Source organism: Mesorhizobium sp. P2_F7 (assembly GCF_056403695.1).
On the sequence record NZ_JBFUFA010000005.1, the window covers coordinates 131,261 to 145,701 of the forward strand.

General features: G+C 62.5%; 17 protein-coding genes. 8 read left to right on the forward strand and 9 right to left on the reverse strand.

What is annotated here, in order from left to right:
- Positions 1 to 61: 61 nt before the first annotated feature.
- Positions 62 to 643 carry a GDYXXLXY domain-containing protein gene (locus AC1DZ8_RS19240; protein ID WP_477308121.1) on the reverse strand — a complete coding sequence of 194 codons (582 nt, stop codon included), beginning with the start codon at positions 641 to 643 and terminating at the stop codon, positions 62 to 64.
- Entirely contained in the window at positions 640 to 1,752 is a 1,113-nt protein-coding gene (locus tag AC1DZ8_RS19245) for a DUF2157 domain-containing protein (RefSeq protein WP_477401443.1), read from the reverse strand. Before AC1DZ8_RS19245 ends, AC1DZ8_RS19240 begins: the two co-directional genes overlap by 4 nt.
- 235 nt (positions 1,753 to 1,987) lie before the next feature.
- On the opposite strand from AC1DZ8_RS19245, the gene AC1DZ8_RS19250 reads away from it, so the two are divergent.
- Both AC1DZ8_RS19250 and AC1DZ8_RS19255 read left to right on the forward strand, forming a co-directional pair.
- A complete protein-coding gene (locus tag AC1DZ8_RS19250) occupies positions 1,988 to 2,128 on the forward strand; it encodes a DUF1127 domain-containing protein (RefSeq protein WP_006335194.1) in 141 nt (46 codons plus the stop codon).
- Between the two features lie 51 nt (positions 2,129 to 2,179).
- Positions 2,180 to 2,323, forward strand: coding sequence for a DUF1127 domain-containing protein (locus AC1DZ8_RS19255; protein ID WP_142865062.1), 144 nt, complete (start codon positions 2,180 to 2,182; stop codon positions 2,321 to 2,323).
- Between the two features lie 317 nt (positions 2,324 to 2,640).
- Here AC1DZ8_RS19255 and AC1DZ8_RS19260 read toward each other — a convergent pair whose 3' ends face one another.
- A complete protein-coding gene (locus AC1DZ8_RS19260; protein WP_477308116.1) occupies positions 2,641 to 3,540 on the reverse strand; it encodes a LysR family transcriptional regulator in 900 nt (299 codons plus the stop codon).
- 132 nt (positions 3,541 to 3,672) lie between these two features.
- On the opposite strand from AC1DZ8_RS19260, the gene AC1DZ8_RS19265 reads away from it, so the two are divergent.
- From AC1DZ8_RS19265 to AC1DZ8_RS19280, 4 genes are all read left to right on the forward strand, one after another.
- Entirely contained in the window at positions 3,673 to 4,152 is a 480-nt protein-coding gene (locus tag AC1DZ8_RS19265; protein WP_352588645.1) for a carboxymuconolactone decarboxylase family protein, read from the forward strand.
- Between the two features lie 35 nt (positions 4,153 to 4,187).
- A complete protein-coding gene (locus AC1DZ8_RS19270; RefSeq protein WP_477401446.1) occupies positions 4,188 to 4,940 on the forward strand; it encodes an SDR family oxidoreductase in 753 nt (250 codons plus the stop codon).
- A 59-nt stretch (positions 4,941 to 4,999) separates the two neighbouring features.
- Positions 5,000 to 5,425, forward strand: coding sequence for a cupin domain-containing protein (locus AC1DZ8_RS19275; protein ID WP_477308112.1), 426 nt, complete (start codon positions 5,000 to 5,002; stop codon positions 5,423 to 5,425).
- Positions 5,426 to 5,491: 66 nt separating this feature from the next.
- Positions 5,492 to 6,517 (forward strand): mechanosensitive ion channel family protein, encoded by a 1,026-nt coding sequence (locus AC1DZ8_RS19280; protein ID WP_477308110.1) that lies wholly within the window; start codon positions 5,492 to 5,494, stop codon positions 6,515 to 6,517.
- Here the strand turns inward: AC1DZ8_RS19280 and AC1DZ8_RS19285 are convergent.
- On the reverse strand, positions 6,500 to 6,988 hold the full coding sequence (locus AC1DZ8_RS19285) for an RrF2 family transcriptional regulator (protein WP_436260344.1): 489 nt from the start codon (positions 6,986 to 6,988) through the stop codon (positions 6,500 to 6,502). The genes AC1DZ8_RS19280 and AC1DZ8_RS19285 overlap by 18 nt on opposite strands.
- A gap of 167 nt (positions 6,989 to 7,155) precedes the next feature.
- On the opposite strand from AC1DZ8_RS19285, the gene trmFO reads away from it, so the two are divergent.
- On the forward strand, positions 7,156 to 8,565 hold the full coding sequence (gene trmFO / locus AC1DZ8_RS19290; RefSeq protein WP_477401448.1) for a methylenetetrahydrofolate--tRNA-(uracil(54)-C(5))-methyltransferase (FADH(2)-oxidizing) TrmFO: 1,410 nt from the start codon (positions 7,156 to 7,158) through the stop codon (positions 8,563 to 8,565).
- A 299-nt stretch (positions 8,566 to 8,864) separates the two neighbouring features.
- Positions 8,865 to 9,101, forward strand: a complete 237-nt coding sequence (locus AC1DZ8_RS19295; RefSeq protein ID WP_477308106.1) for a hypothetical protein — start codon at positions 8,865 to 8,867, stop codon at positions 9,099 to 9,101.
- A 9-nt stretch (positions 9,102 to 9,110) separates the two neighbouring features.
- Here AC1DZ8_RS19295 and AC1DZ8_RS19300 read toward each other — a convergent pair whose 3' ends face one another.
- The 5 genes from AC1DZ8_RS19300 to secDF form a co-directional block, all read right to left on the reverse strand.
- Positions 9,111 to 10,061 (reverse strand): sterol desaturase family protein, encoded by a 951-nt coding sequence (locus tag AC1DZ8_RS19300; protein ID WP_477308104.1) that lies wholly within the window; start codon positions 10,059 to 10,061, stop codon positions 9,111 to 9,113.
- Entirely contained in the window at positions 10,061 to 10,495 is a 435-nt protein-coding gene (locus AC1DZ8_RS19305) for a hypothetical protein (protein ID WP_477308102.1), read from the reverse strand. Before AC1DZ8_RS19305 ends, AC1DZ8_RS19300 begins: the two co-directional genes overlap by 1 nt.
- An 82-nt stretch (positions 10,496 to 10,577) precedes the next feature.
- Positions 10,578 to 11,399, reverse strand: a complete 822-nt coding sequence (locus tag AC1DZ8_RS19310) for a phytoene/squalene synthase family protein (protein WP_477308148.1) — start codon at positions 11,397 to 11,399, stop codon at positions 10,578 to 10,580.
- Between the two features lie 25 nt (positions 11,400 to 11,424).
- Positions 11,425 to 11,814 carry an Mth938-like domain-containing protein gene (locus tag AC1DZ8_RS19315; protein ID WP_477308100.1) on the reverse strand — a complete coding sequence of 130 codons (390 nt, stop codon included), beginning with the start codon at positions 11,812 to 11,814 and terminating at the stop codon, positions 11,425 to 11,427.
- Between the two features lie 11 nt (positions 11,815 to 11,825).
- Positions 11,826 to 14,378, reverse strand: a complete 2,553-nt coding sequence (gene secDF, locus AC1DZ8_RS19320; protein WP_477308098.1) for a protein translocase subunit SecDF — start codon at positions 14,376 to 14,378, stop codon at positions 11,826 to 11,828.
- Positions 14,379 to 14,441: the final 63 nt, after the last annotated feature.

Here is a 14,441-nt window from a genome sequence, read left to right on the forward strand (position 1 = left end):
CTGGTTTGCATGCGGGCGAAGCGATCGTTTTTACCGAAATCCATGCCCTGGGTAATGTCTTCTAATAAAGCGGTTCCTCAAACATTGTCTTGTCGCCGTCCATCAGCGCCTTGATCTGCGCCTCGCCATTGGCGGCGAGCGCGACGCGCACCCCGAATGGCCGCACACGCATATCGTTCTGGATCGCCATGCCTTTTCCCTCAGGCAAGTAGAAGCGGTCGATGCCATATTGCGGCGCGATCGTGGATTCGGGATCAAGCGTCCAGCCCGGCGCGACCTGGCCGACGATATCGGCTTCGTCGGTGGCCGGCGGCGTCGGCGCCTTGCCGAACCAGGCAGTGGTCGCATGCCAATAGCCGTCGGCGCCCGGCTTCAGCCGGACCACGATCGGCGTGTTGTCGCTGGTGCTCTGTCCGGCCGGAATGTTGGCGATGAGCTTCACGGGCAAGCGCGATATCTCGTAGCCGAGGATGATATAGTCGCCGCGCAACAGGTCGCGCGGATCGACCGGCTCGATCTTGAGCAACACTTCCTTGCCGTTACGCAGGATCGCAGCGCGGCCGGCGATGATCCAGCTCAGGAAGCCGATCTGCACCAGCGCCAGGATCAGCGCCGAGATGACAAGTTTCTTTCCCGACATCATGCTGCCGCTCCTTCCGGGGCCTTCATGCGTTTTTCCACGCGGATGATCACAAGGGCCAGGATGCCAAACAGCACCGCGGCGGCGAGGAAGAAGCCGGCCGTGTCGAGCATCGACTGCAGTGTCACCACGTAGATGATGGCGAGTTCGAAGGCAAAGCCGGCATAGGCGACCCAGCGCAGTCCCCTGCTCTCGCGCCCGCCGAGCATGATCGCCGCGGCAATGCCGGCCAGTGCCACGACCGAGGAGATGGCAAAGCCGATGCTGAAAGCGTTGTCGTCGCCCAGCTCGATCTGGATCATCGCCAGCCCGGTCAGAAAGCCGATCAAGGCGTGCAAAGGCAGCCGCCCGCCGAGCTGCAATATCCGGTCGGCCGGACCGGCGGCGAAGATACCGGCGGCGAACACCAGTGCCGAAACCACGACCAGCGGGATGGCCCATTGCAACGTGTTGTGGTCGATGCCGCGTGCCGCGATATAGAAAATGACCGAAAGCAGAATCAGGTGACGAGCCGGCTGGCTGCGTGTCCAGAACGAGACGACGAACATCACCAGGGCCATGATGACGAAGAAATTGAGGACTTCGGGGCGATCATAAAAGTTGAAAGCCCGCACGAACAGCCAGGCAATGGCGATACCGACGGCAGCGACCGTCAGCGGGTTCGAGCGCAACGCCACCGCGGCAAGCGCCGTGCCGATGCCCCAGGTGACAACGGCCGAGGCCTCGTCGCCCGTGAGATGGTACATCTGGCCGATCAGCGCGATCGATCCGCCAAAAGCCGCGGCGGCAACGATCCAAAGCGCCTCGCCGATCGCCGCATGGTCGCGCGTCTTCAGCACCGCGCCGCCGACGTAGCCGGCGAGAATGACGGCAAACAGTGCCGCGACCCGCACCAGCCGCGGGATGGCGTCCCAGTTGGCGGCGACGAAGAGCAGGATCGCGGCACCAAACAGCAGCGCCGCCATCATCGCCAGGATGGTTCCGAAGCTCAGCGATTTGCGTTCGGTTGCGTCGATGTCGCGCGTCAGCGCATCGGCCGTCTTCGCGTCGATCAGGCCGGCCTGCAGCCAACGCCCGATATCCAACCTCACCCGTGACGAATAGCTCGCCATGCCGCGTCTCCCCCAATTTGGTCTTTCTGACAGCCGATCGGGTCAAATTATTGACGCTACGGCATTTTCCGATTCGGGTTTCTTTGTGTCGAAGCCGTGAACGGGCGTTAATGTTGCATTGCACAATTTGCATTGCTGCCATGCGTCAATGGCACTTTTAAATCGATATAGGTCCACCTATTTTCTGTTCGTACACAAACGGAATGATCCGAAGAAAGACGAAACGAGCACTACCATGAACCTGATCCGCAACTACCGCAACTGGCGCCGCTACCGGGACACCGTCTCCGAGCTGAGCCGCCTGTCGAACCGTGAACTGACCGACCTCGGCATCAGCCGCAGCGACATCCACTACGTCGCCCGCAAGGCGGTCTAATCCTCTTCGGATCGCAAATGATCCGAACCAGTTTTGAAAAAGAGAACGACAATGAACCTGATCCGCAACTATCGTAACTGGCGCGTTTATCGCGACACCGTTACCGAGCTGGGTCGCCTTTCGAACCGTCAGCTCCATGATCTCGGCATCGTCCGCGACGAGATCAAGATCATCGCCCGTAAGGCGACGATCTAATCAGAATTTCGCCAGGGTCGACCTCCTCCCCGACCCTGACGGATACGGTCAGCCTTCACCTCCTCCCGAGGGTTGACCACCAAAACGGCGCCCGCCGCACCTCCTCCCGCGGCGGGCGTTGTTCCCGAAGCGAACGCAGTTCGTCTTCTAAAGAATTTCGTCAAAGCCGACCTCCTCCCCGGCGATGACGAATACGGCCGATCCCCACCTCCTCCCGAGGATCGGCCCCCAAAACGACACCCGCCGGATCCTCCCCCGGCGGGTGTTGTTGTTTCTAGGGCAGGCTTTCAGCTGAGCACACCGTCGACCAGGGCGCTTCATGCCGCCATCGAAGCGTCGCCGCGGACAGACTGGATAAGAAAGTCGAGCACCGTCGTCACACGCAATGGCATGTTCTTGCGGGATGGATAGACGATGTTGATCGGCAGCCGCGTCGGCGGAAAATCCGACATCACCTTGACCAGCCTGCCTGTTTCGATGTCCGGTCCGGCCAGGATATGAGAGAGCACTGCAAGCCCGGCTCCGGCAAGCGTTGCCCGATGGACAGCCATTGAATTGTTGGCGACCAGGCGAGGTTCAACGCGCACGACCACTTCATCCAACCCATTGGAGAACGACCATGACCGGCCATCGCCGGCCCGGCTGTAGCAAATGCAGCTGTGGCCTTTGATGTCTTGCGGCGCTTGCGGTGTACCGCGCGCCTCGAGATAGCTGGGCGAGGCCACGAGAAAGGCCGTCGTCCAGCCGATCCGGCGGCAGATCAGGCTGCTGTCACCGACCGGCCCGAGGCGCACCTCGAGATCGATGGCATCGGCGACCAGATCCGAGGCTTCCTCTCGCAAGATCAGTTCGACGGCAAGGGATGGATGATCGTCTAAGAGCCTTGCGAGGCGGTCGCTAATGGAGAGCCCGAGCGGCGCCGGCAGGCTGAGCCGCACTTTTCCAGACACCGTTGCACCCTCAGTGCCACTCGCTTCGCTCAACGCTTCGACCGCCTCCACCACGCGCAGCGCCATCGGCAACATCTGTTCACCCTCGGCCGTCAGGGCAAGCGCGCTCGTCGTGCGGTGCAGAAGGCGCGTCTTCAGATGCGCTTCCAGCGCGGAGACCTGCCGGGATACCGCCGGCTGCGTCAGGTTGAGGTCGATCGCGGCCGCGGAGAAGGACCTTGTCTGCGCCACCCGCACGAACGTTCGCAACGCCGATACAACGTCCATCCTCATCCCCATTACATTTTGACATAAGCCTTATGTCCGCATCCTAGGCGGCAGGCGCTTTACTGTCCAGCTATTATGGATATTAATTGTCCTTAAGGATATACAATATCCTCAAAACCCAAAGGACAAGCCATGACACAGCGCCTGAACGCCGCCCAACAATCGCCCGAGCTGTTCAAGAAGCTTTCCGACCTCAGCATGGCCGAGGCGCATAGCGCGATCGAGGAGACGATCCGCGACCTGGTCCATATCAGGGCATCGCAGATCAATGGCTGCACCTTCTGTCTCGACATGCATGTCAAGGAGGCCAAGATCCACGGCGAGAGCGAGCTGCGGCTCTATCACGTCGCCGTCTGGCGGGAATCGACCCTGTTCATTCCGCGTGAGCGCGCCGCCCTAGCCTGGACGGAGGCCGTCACGAAACTTCCCGAAGGCGGCATTCCCGACGACCTCTATGAGCGTGTGCGTGGGCAGCTTTCGGAAAAGGAAATCTCCGACCTGACCTTCTCGATCATGGCCATCAATGCCTGGAACCGCGTCAGTGTCGCCTTCAAGGCGGTGCCCGGTTCCGCCGACAAGTTCTACGGCCTCGACAAGGCCGGCCTGAACTAACCCCCTCAGGGCAAACCCATCAAACGGAGAGCATTATGAAAATCGTCATCATCGGCGGCACCGGCCTCATCGGCTCCAAAACCGCTGAACGCCTGCGCAGGCAAGGCCACGAGGTGATCGCCGCCGCCCCGAACACAGGCGTCAACACCATCACCGGCGAAGGCCTCGAGGCAGCACTCGCCGGCGCCGAGGTCGTCATCGACCTCGCCAACTCGCCTTCCTTCGAGGACAAGGCCGCGATGGACTTCTTCGAGACATCGGGCCGCAACCTGCTTGCCGCGGACAAGGCTGCCGGCATCAAGCACCATATCGCGCTCTCTGTTGTCGGAACCGAGCAATTGCAGGACGCCGGTTATTTCCGCGCCAAGCTCGCGCAGGAAAAGCTGATCAAGGCCTCGGGCACCCCCTACACCATCGTTCATTCCACGCAGTTCATGGAATTCCTGCCCGCCATCGCCAAATCCGGCGCTGTCGGCGAGGCCGTGCATCTGTCGCCGGCCTATGTGCAGCCCATCGCATCCGACGATGTCGCCGACGCCATGGCCAATGTCGCGCTCGCCGCGCCGATCAACGGCACGATCGAGATTTCCGGCCCGGAGCGCGTGCGCATGAGCGAGCTCGTCGCCCGCTACCTCAAGGCTTCCGGCGATCCCCGCAAGGTCGTGACCGATCCGGAGGCGCTCTACTTCGGCGCGCGGCTGAACGACAATTCGCTTGTCTCCGACAACGATCCCCGCCTTGGCCACATTACTTTCGAGCAGTGGTTCGCCACCGCGGCGCGGAAATGACAGTCAGGCTGCGCCGCAGCCCAGGCGCAGCGCATTGTTCAACACAAAGGAGTTCGAAAATGATCAAGTCAATCGCCGCGGCCGTCATCGTGACGGCAGCCCTGGTCAGTCCGGCCGCAGCCAAGGATGCTCACGCCGGCGAGAAAGCCGCCAAGGTCACGCTTGTCTATGAACATGAACTGCCGAATGTGCCAGGCAAGAGCATCAAGGGCATCCTGGTTGAATATGGTCCCGGCGGCTTCTCCGAGGCCCACACCCATCCGAGTTCGGCCTTCATCTACGCGACGGTTCTGGAAGGCTCCATCCGCAGCCAGGTCAACGACGATCCGGCCAAGGTCTACAAGGCCGGCGAGAGCTTTTCGGAAATGCCGGGCGACCGCCACAGCGTGAGCGAGAACGGCTCGAAGACCAAGCCGGCAAAACTGCTGGCCGTTTTCGTGGTCGATACCGCCCAGAAAGAATTGACCTATCCGGTCACGAAGTAGGCCGAAAGGGCCGCACGCCATCCTGGCGCCCGGCCCTGCCTGTGAGCTGTATCCTATTGGGGACCCATGTTCGGCGATCATCTGCCTCTGGTCTTGATCAATCTTCTCGGGCTTGCCGGCATTGTCGTCTGGTATTTCCAGGGCCGTGCGCGCCCGATGGCGCGCCTGATCGTCCAGATCCTGTTCTTCGCCGGCATGACCGCGGTGCTCGGCTTCAGCGGTATCCTGCCGCATTGGGTGGCTGAGACAGATCTCACAGATATCCAAGGCGCGGGCGGGTATCTGGCAAAGTCGGCGCGCATCCTCTGGTGGATACACCTTGCCTGGACGCTTAGCGGCTTCGTGCGCCTCTATATCGTCGTGGAACATCGGCCGCGAGAAGCGCGCCTGCTCCAGGAGCTCGTCGTCGCGGTCATCTATCTCGGCGTTGCGCTGTCGATAACGGGTTTCGTCTTCGGCGTTCCCATAGCGACGCTGGCGGCAACGTCGGGCGCGGTTGCGATCATTGTCGGCCTTGCGCTGCAGAACACGCTTGGTGACGTCTTTTCCGGCGTCGCGTTGACGCTGGGGCGTCCCTACACGCTCGGTAACTGGATCATGCTGAACGACGGCACGGAAGGACGCATCGTCGAAACAACCTGGCGCTCCACCCACCTGCTCACCGGTGCCAACAACATCGTCGTCCTGCCCAACAGCGTGCTGGCGAAACTCAGCCTGACCAATCTAAGCCGTCCCGACGAGAGGCAACTGATGACGCTGACCGTGCGCATTGCGGCGACCCACGCGCCGCACATCATCGAGGAGGCCATGCACGCGGTGCTCCAGAAGTGCCAACGGATCGTCAAGGAGCCGGCACCGCTCGTCGCGCTGAAGGAGATCGATGCGGTGGCAGTCGGGATGGATCTGCTGTTTTGTGTGGCTGGTCCGGCCGACCGCTTGCTTGCCAGGAATGAAGTGATCGCTACTGTCCATCGCCATTGCGAGGCGAACGGTCTTTCCCTTGCAATGTCGCCGCAGAGCTATGCCGTTGTCTTGCCGGCGACGGCTGACCAGCCGCAAGCGAGGGTCATGCGCTCATCCGGCGCGCTCTAGCACCCATTCAAAACTGTTCTTCCAAAGCTCCGCCGGAATCTCCTGAGCCAGCGCTTCGGTGAGGTCGGAAAGCCGGACACTGCGCAATTTTGCCCGCCATGCCTCGTCGGCTTCCCACATGATGCGAGACACTGCGCAAGGGCCGCTTTCGCAATAGCCCTGCGGACGGCACGGATTGTTTTCGCGGATGTTGGTGCACACAAACGTCCGCGACTTGCCCTCCACCGCTTCCACGATCTCGAGGAAGGTCAGCTCTGCCGGCGGCCGCGCCAGCCTGTATCCGCCTGATGGACCGAGCGTCGTATCCACCAGGCCGGCTTGCGACAGACTTTGCAGCGCCTTGGAGAGATACTCCTTGGGAAGGCCGTGGAACTCGGCGAGCGCTTTTGTGGAGAGGTAACGCCCCGCAGGCAGGCCCGCGAGAATGGCGCAGCAGTGCAGCGCCCATTCGACTTGGCTTTTCAGGATCATCAATGGATTCCGGGTCGATACCGATCGAGCTTATATTAAGGATATGAAATATCCCTATTTTCCTGCTGTGTAAACAGGCAGGTCCGGCGCAGTGGTTACGGGGCGGCAACGGCCCACGCGCGGCCAACCAATTGCAAACCGCGCGCCAAGCGATTATTCCGGCGCTCATGAGCAAAAATCCCATCCATATCGTTGGCGGCGGCCTCGCCGGCTCCGAAGCCGCCTGGCAGGCGGCACAAGCCGGCGTTCCCGTCATCTTGCATGAAATGCGCCCGGTGCGCGGCACCGATGCCCACAAGACGGACGGGTTGGCGGAGCTCGTCTGCTCCAATTCGTTCCGGTCCGACGATGCCGAAAACAACGCCGTCGGCCTGCTGCATGCCGAAATGCGGCTGGCCGGCTCGTTGATCATGAGCGCCGGCGACGCCAACCAGGTGCCGGCCGGCGGCGCGCTTGCCGTCGACCGCGACGGCTTCTCCGACGCGGTGACCAAAAAGCTCGAAGCGCACCCGCTGATCACCATCGAGCGCGAGGAAGTGCCGGGCCTTCCGCCGGCGGAATGGGATCAGGCGATCATCGCCACCGGCCCGCTGACAGCACCTTCGCTTGCCCAGTCGATCGCCGAGGCGACCGGCGCCGATGCGCTGGCCTTCTTCGACGCCATTGCACCGATCATCCATTTCGACACCATCGATATGGACACCTGCTGGTTCCAGTCGCGCTACGACAAGGTCGGCCCCGGCGGCACCGGCAAGGACTACATCAATTGTCCGATGGACAAGGAGCAGTATCTCGCCTTCGTGCAGGCGCTAATCGACGGCCAGAAGACCGAATTCAAGCAATGGGAAGGCACGCCCTATTTCGACGGCTGCCTGCCGATCGAGATCATGGCCGAGCGCGGTGTCGAGACGCTGCGCTACGGGCCGATGAAGCCGATGGGGCTGACCAATGCCCACAACCCGACGGTAAAAGCCTATGCCGTCGTGCAGTTGCGTCAGGACAACGCGCTGGGCACGCTCTACAACATGGTCGGTTTCCAGACCAAGCTGAAGCATGCCGAGCAGGTGCGCGTCTTCCGCACCATTCCGGGCCTGGAAAACGCCGATTTCGCCCGTCTCGGCGGCCTGCACCGCAACACCTACATAAATTCGCCGACGCTGCTCGACGGCTCGCTGCAGCTGAAATCGCGGCCCGGCCTGCGCTTTGCCGGCCAGATCACCGGCTGCGAGGGCTATGTAGAGAGCGCGGCCATCGGCCTGCTCGCCGGCCGCTTCGCCGCCGCCGAGCGGCTCGGCGACGCACCTTCGCTGCCACCGCTCACCACCGCCTTCGGCGCGCTGCTCAACCACATCACCGGTGGCCACATCGTCTCCGACGACGAGCCGGGCAAACGCTCGTTCCAGCCGATGAACGTCAATTTCGGCCTCTTCCCGCCGGTGGAAGCACCGAAGACCGAAGGCAAACGCCTGCGCGGCAAGGACAAGACCGTTGCCAAGCGCCATGCCATCACCTCGCGCGCGCAGGCCGATTGCCGGGAGTGGCTGRGCCTGCCGGCGCGGGCCGAGGCGGCTGAATAGCCTGGACCATTGCAGACAGTCTCCCACTGGCAATACCCTCCAGGCGGAGGTCCTATGGGCATCATATGGCGGGAGATCGCTTTCCAATTTGAACCGGATGTCGCGCTGGCGGCAGCGAGAGCGTGGTCATGGCTTTTGCCCGAGCCTTGGACCCCACTTGTCTGTTCAATGGTGGGAGGCATGTTTGTCGAGCGGCCGAACAATGAGGTTTACTGGCTCGATACCGGGACCGGCTTGGTCGAGCGTGTGGCTCACAATCGGGCGCGTTTTGAAGAGATGATCAGGGTTTCTCCGATCTCGTGGACGAGTGGTTCCTTCCGCCGCGTGTGGAGCGCCTTCACGCCGCCGGCAAGAAGCCGAAGGTTGGAGAATGCTTCGGATTCACCTTCTTGCCCGTCTTTGCTGAAGGCAAATTCGAAGTCGAGAACATGTTCGTGCTTCCGGTGAGCGAGCAGTTCGTCGGCGTGGCTGACATTCATCACCAGCTAAGCGAATTGCCCGACAGCTCAAGGGTGCGGATCAAGATCGTCGACTAGGCCATTACGCTACTCTGCCGGCTCAGCCACTGCCATCGGCAGCCCCGGCTTCCCCGCCTCGCCGGGATTTCGCCTGACATAGGCGGCCTTCAGCGTCTCCGACGTGTCGCGCGAGCCGTCATGGCTCCAGCCCGGCGGCTTGATCAAGTAATTGATCCGATCGCGCATCGTCAGACCCGGCGCGAAGGCATCCCTGAACATGCCGATCCATTCGTGGAACGCCACTTTCAGCGGATTGAAGGTGCCGAGATTCTTCACGATGCCATAGCGCGGTTGATCTTCTTCCAGTTCCTCGACGAAGGTGCCGAACATGCGGTCCCAGATGATCAGCGTGCCGGCATAATTGGCGTCGAGATAGCGCGGGTTGGTGGCGTGGTGGACGCGGTGGTGCGAAGGTGTGTTGAAGATGAATTCGAACCAGCCCCACATCTTGCCGATTGCCTCGGTGTGGATCCAGAACTGCCAGACCAGGTTGAAGCCGAAGGTGAAGGCGATGACCGCCGGGTGGAAGCCGAGCAGCACCAAAGGCGCCTGCAGCACGAACATGAAGGTGAACAGCCCGGTCCAGCTTTGCCGCAGCGCCGTCGACAGATTGTAATGCTGGCTGGAATGATGGTTGACGTGCTCGGCCCACACCCAGCGCACCCGGTGCGCAATGCGGTGGTAGACGTAATAGCGTAAGTCATCGAGCAGGAAGGCGGCGAGGAATACCCAGACCGACAGGCCGAGATTGAAGAAGCGGAACTGCCACAGCCACAGCAGCGCCCAGTAGGAGACGACGCCGAGCAGCAGGCCGGCAACGACATTGCCGGTGCCCATCATCAGGCTGGTCAGCGTGTCGCGCGTCTCGAACGAGCCCTTGGCGCGGCCGGTCCGCACCAGCCAGAGCTCGATCAGGATGGCGGCGACGAAGAACGGGATGGCAAGCTGCGTGACCTGCGGGAAATTATAGTCGTCCATCACGCGGCCTCCCTGGCCAGGCTTGGATCGTGCGGCGCAAGCACCGCTGCGACAGCCCTGGCGTCAGCCTTGTCGGCAAAGGCAAAGCGTCCACCCTTCCAGGTGAAGTCGGTGAGCTTCAGCGCGATCGCGCCGGCTTCATCGACGTTGAGAGCCTGGATATCGTGCGGCGTGACGATGCGGGTCAAGAAGCAGTCGCCGACGCTATGGACGATGCCAATGCGCCCTTGCCCAACATCGAGAAACGCCGTCCTGCTATCCGCCGTCAGGCGTACCGCCGTCACCTTCTCGTCGGGAAAATCATCGGCGAAACGGCTGAGCGCCTGATCGGCGCCGGCCAGTGTCGCAATCTTGCTGCCGCCGGTGAAGTGCACGGCCAGCACCGACAGCGCAATGCCGACAACGACGAGTGCGACCAGCACAGACAGGCTCATGGACAGAAATCTCCTCCGGACCGGTCGCGTCTTCTGGCGACGATTTCGGGCCGCAGAATCTCTAGCACGATTGACGTTTACGTCAAATGGCTGACCAGCCCCGCATTGCGCGTCTGAGCAACAGCCAATGCCGGCGCAATGCCGAAAGGCGCACCGCTCCGGACAGAGGCGCATGGCGGCCACTCGCCATCTTGCCGAGATAGGCGCTGGTCAAGGCCAGCGGCAAAAATGCCGGGCGCAGCGTCTCCGGCAGGGCCGGAGCCCCTTGCTCGAAAGCGTTGAGATGCTCCTGCGCCAGCGCGATCATTGCAGCCACCGCGCGCGCCGCGCCGGGCCCGCCATCGCCGCTGACAAACTCCTCCGGCGACGAGCCCGCCGCCGCCAGGATATCGGCCGGCACGAAGCATTGGCCGCGCCGACGATGCAGCGGCAACAGCAGCAACAGGCCGGTCATTGCCTGCGCGCAGCCCGCCCTGCCCGCCAGTTCGGCAAAGCGCGGCGCTTCAATGGGATCGAGCGCCAGCGCCGCCAGCTGGATCAGCGCCGCAGCGGTCTCGCCGCAATAGCCTTCAAGATCGGTACGCGACGGCATCGGATCGTCATAGAGGTCGAATATGCGGGCTTCGAGCATGTTGTCGAAGGCAGCTTTCGGCAGCCCATGGGCGGCAATCGTCGCCTTCAACGCGTCGGCGAGCGGGTTGCCCGTCGCTGCGGCCTCGGCGGCGATGACATCGCGCCACCATTGCAGCCTCACCTCGCCCGGCAATGCCTCATGGATGCGGTCGCGGACAGAAGCGATCTCGGCGTTGAAGGCGTAAAGCGAAAACAGCGCCGCGCGCTTGTCGGCGGGCGCATAGAGTGCGCTGACATAGCGATCATGGTCGCCGGCGCGCACCGCCTCCATGACGATGTTGGCGGCATCGGTCACGTCAGTCGACGGCGATCAGCGCCGCGGCCACGGCGCGGTCTTCGGCGAGCAGCACATTGTAGGTCCGCACCGCAGCGCCCGTCGACATCGGGTCGGAGCCAATGCCCGCCGCTTTCAATGCCGCGCGAAGTGCTGCGGGCAAGGGGCGCAAATCCTTGCCGGTGCCGACCAGCAGGATCTCGACCTTGCCGGCCTCGGCCAAAAGCAGGCCGAAATCCGCCGCCGTCAGCGCCAGCGGATCGGCCGGCTCCCAGCCATGGATGCCGGAGGGCAGGCACAGCAGCGAGCCGCGATGCGACATATCGGCGAAGCGGAAGCCGCCATTGCCATAGGCCTCGATCGGCGCGCGGCCGGGAAAATGCGCCTCGCGGATGACGATGCCTTTTGCCACCTGAGCGGCCGTCAGGTCGCCACGGCCTTGCGGCCACCCACCGGCTTTTCCTCGTCGGCGGTCGTGGCCTGCGGCCGCAGCCTGAACAGTATCAGCAAGGGTGCCGCGATAAAGATCGACGAATAGGTGCCGAAGACGACGCCGAACAGCATCGCCATGGTGAACGAACGGATCACCTCGCCGCCGAACAGCACCAGCGCCAGCAGCGCCAGGATCGTCGTCACCGAGGTCAGCGTCGTTCTCGACAGCGTCTCGTTGATGGCGTTGTTCAACAATTGCGGCAGCGGCATCTTCTTGTATTTTCGCAGATCCTCACGGACGCGGTCATAGACGACGATCGTGTCGTTCAGCGAATAGCCGATAATGGTCAGGATCGCCGCCAGCGACGACTGGTTGAACTCGAGCCCGGTGATGACGAAGAAGCCCAGCGTCATCACCACATCGTGCACCGTGGCCACGATGGCGCCGACCGCGAATTGCCATTCGAAGCGGAACCAGACATAGACCAGGATGCCGATCAGCGCGATCAGCATGGCGATGGTGCCTTGCTTGGCCAATTCGCCCGAGACGGTGGGACCCACCACTTCGACGCGGCGGAAATCATAAGTGTCCTGCAGTTCGCCGCGCACCTTGTCGATGACGGTCTGCTCGGCGTTCTCGCCGCCCTCCTGGGTGCCGACACGGATCAGCACGTCATTCGGCGCGCCGAACTGCTGCACCTGCACTTCACCGATGTTGAGCTCCGACAACCGGCTTCTGATATCGCCGATGTCGGCGTCGCCTTGCTTGGACTGCACCTCGATGATCGAACCGCCCTTGAAGTCGATGCCGTAGTTGATGTCGACGGTCAGGAACAGCACCACCGACAGGACCGACAGCAGGCTGGACAGCGCGAACGTCCAGCGCCGGATGCCCATGAACGGGATCTTCGTGCCAGGCGGAATGAAGGTCACCGGCGCCCGCGGCAATTCCTTCGGACGCGCGCGGCGCAGCCAGATCGACACCAGCAGGCGGGTGAAGGTGAAGGCGGTGAACACCGTGGTCAGGATGCCGATGGCGTAGGTGATGGCAAAGCCCTTGACCGGGCCGGTGCCGAGATAAAACAGCACCACCGTGGCGATCAGCGACGTCACGTTGGAATCGACGATGGTCGCCAAGGCTTTGGTGAAGCCGGTATCGATCGCCTGGATCACCGAGCGTCCGGCGCGTCGCTCCTCACGAATGCGTTCATAGATCAGAACGTTGGAATCGACCGCCATGCCGATGGTCAGCACGATACCGGCGATGCCGGGCAAGGTCAGCGTCGCGCCCAGCAGCGACAACAGACCGACGATCATCGCCACGTGTACGGCCAGCGCAATGTTGGCGAGGAAGCCGAGGAAGCCGTAGGCGACGAACATGAAGGCGACGACGAGAATGGAGCCGATAATGCCGGCGACCTTGCCGGCATGGATCGAATCCTGGCCGAGACCCGGGCCGACGGTGCGTTCTTCGATCACGGTCAGCTTTGCCGGCAGCGCGCCGGCGCGCAGCAACACTGCGAGGTCGTTGGCGCTTTCGGCGGTGAAATTGCCGGAAATCTGGCCGCTACCGCCGAGGATCGGCTCGCGGATCACCGGCGCCGAAATCACCTGGTTGTCGAGGATGATGGCGAACGGCTTGCCGACATTCTGCTGCGTCGCCTGACCGAACCGGGTCGCGCCGCGCGAATTGAAGGTGAACGCAACCACCGGCTCGTTGTTCTGCGAGTTGTAGGTTGCCGTCGCCTTGGCGAGATCCTCGCCGGAAACGATGACGCGATTTTCGACCAGATAGGGAACCGGCGGATCGTCCTGCGAGTAAAGCACCGAGGAGCCTGCCGGCGGGCGGCCATTCAGCGCATCCTGCACCGACATCGAGGTGTCGACCATCTGGAAGGTCATCTTGGCGGTCTGGCCGATGATCTCCTTCAGCCTTTGCGGATCCTGCAGGCCCGGCACCTGGACCAGCACACGGTCGTCGCCCTGCCGCTGCACGATCGGCTCGGTGGTGCCGAGTTCGTTGACGCGGCGCTCGACGACTTCGATCGACTGCGCCAATGCGGCCGAGGTGCGGTATTTGACGCCGGCATCGGTGACGGTGAACTTGAGCACGCCGGCTTCGGAATCATCCAGCGACATTTCCTGGATGGAACCACCGGTGAACAGGCCGGCGGCGACCGGATCGGTCAGCGGCTTAAGCGCCGTCTTTGCGGCATCGATCTGATTGGGATCCGTTATGCGCACCTGCACGGTTTTGCCTGTGCCGCCAAGGCCGGTATAGCCCACCTTCGCGTCGCGCAGCAGTGTGCGGATTTCGTCGCGCGTCGTTTCCAGCTGCGCCTTGACCAGATCGTTCTGGTCCATCTGCAAGAGGATATGCGAGCCGCCCTGCAGGTCGAGACCCAGCGTCATCTGCCGCTTCGGCACCCAGCTTGGCAGTTGCGCCAATGTGCTGGCGGGGAAAAGGTTGGGCGCGGCAAGGATGAACGTGGCGGCCACGGCCAGCCAGATCAGGATCATCTTCAGGCGCGAAAAATACAGCATATGGCGTCGTCCGTCAGGGCATACTGGCGGATCGTTCCGCCGACAATTCGGTTATTTCTTGGC

Excerpts from the sequence above, each read along its gene's own strand:
- AC1DZ8_RS19240 (WP_477308121.1), bottom strand. The coding sequence starts at position 643 with ATGATGTCGGGAAAGAAACTTGTCATCTCGGCGCTGATCCTGGCGCTG.
- AC1DZ8_RS19245 (WP_477401443.1), bottom strand. The coding sequence starts at position 1,752 with ATGGCGAGCTATTCGTCACGGGTGAGGTTGGATATCGGGCGTTGGCTG.
- AC1DZ8_RS19250 (WP_006335194.1), top strand. The coding sequence starts at position 1,988 with ATGAACCTGATCCGCAACTACCGCAACTGGCGCCGCTACCGGGACACC.
- AC1DZ8_RS19255 (WP_142865062.1), top strand. The coding sequence starts at position 2,180 with ATGAACCTGATCCGCAACTATCGTAACTGGCGCGTTTATCGCGACACC.
- AC1DZ8_RS19260 (WP_477308116.1), bottom strand. The coding sequence starts at position 3,540 with ATGGACGTTGTATCGGCGTTGCGAACGTTCGTGCGGGTGGCGCAGACA.
- AC1DZ8_RS19265 (WP_352588645.1), top strand. The coding sequence starts at position 3,673 with ATGACACAGCGCCTGAACGCCGCCCAACAATCGCCCGAGCTGTTCAAG.
- AC1DZ8_RS19270 (WP_477401446.1), top strand. The coding sequence starts at position 4,188 with ATGAAAATCGTCATCATCGGCGGCACCGGCCTCATCGGCTCCAAAACC.
- AC1DZ8_RS19275 (WP_477308112.1), top strand. The coding sequence starts at position 5,000 with ATGATCAAGTCAATCGCCGCGGCCGTCATCGTGACGGCAGCCCTGGTC.
- AC1DZ8_RS19280 (WP_477308110.1), top strand. The coding sequence starts at position 5,492 with ATGTTCGGCGATCATCTGCCTCTGGTCTTGATCAATCTTCTCGGGCTT.
- AC1DZ8_RS19285 (WP_436260344.1), bottom strand. The coding sequence starts at position 6,988 with ATGATCCTGAAAAGCCAAGTCGAATGGGCGCTGCACTGCTGCGCCATT.
- AC1DZ8_RS19300 (WP_477308104.1), bottom strand. The coding sequence starts at position 10,061 with ATGGACGACTATAATTTCCCGCAGGTCACGCAGCTTGCCATCCCGTTC.
- AC1DZ8_RS19305 (WP_477308102.1), bottom strand. The coding sequence starts at position 10,495 with ATGAGCCTGTCTGTGCTGGTCGCACTCGTCGTTGTCGGCATTGCGCTG.
- AC1DZ8_RS19310 (WP_477308148.1), bottom strand. The coding sequence starts at position 11,399 with ATGGAGGCGGTGCGCGCCGGCGACCATGATCGCTATGTCAGCGCACTC.
- secDF (WP_477308098.1), bottom strand. The coding sequence starts at position 14,378 with ATGCTGTATTTTTCGCGCCTGAAGATGATCCTGATCTGGCTGGCCGTG.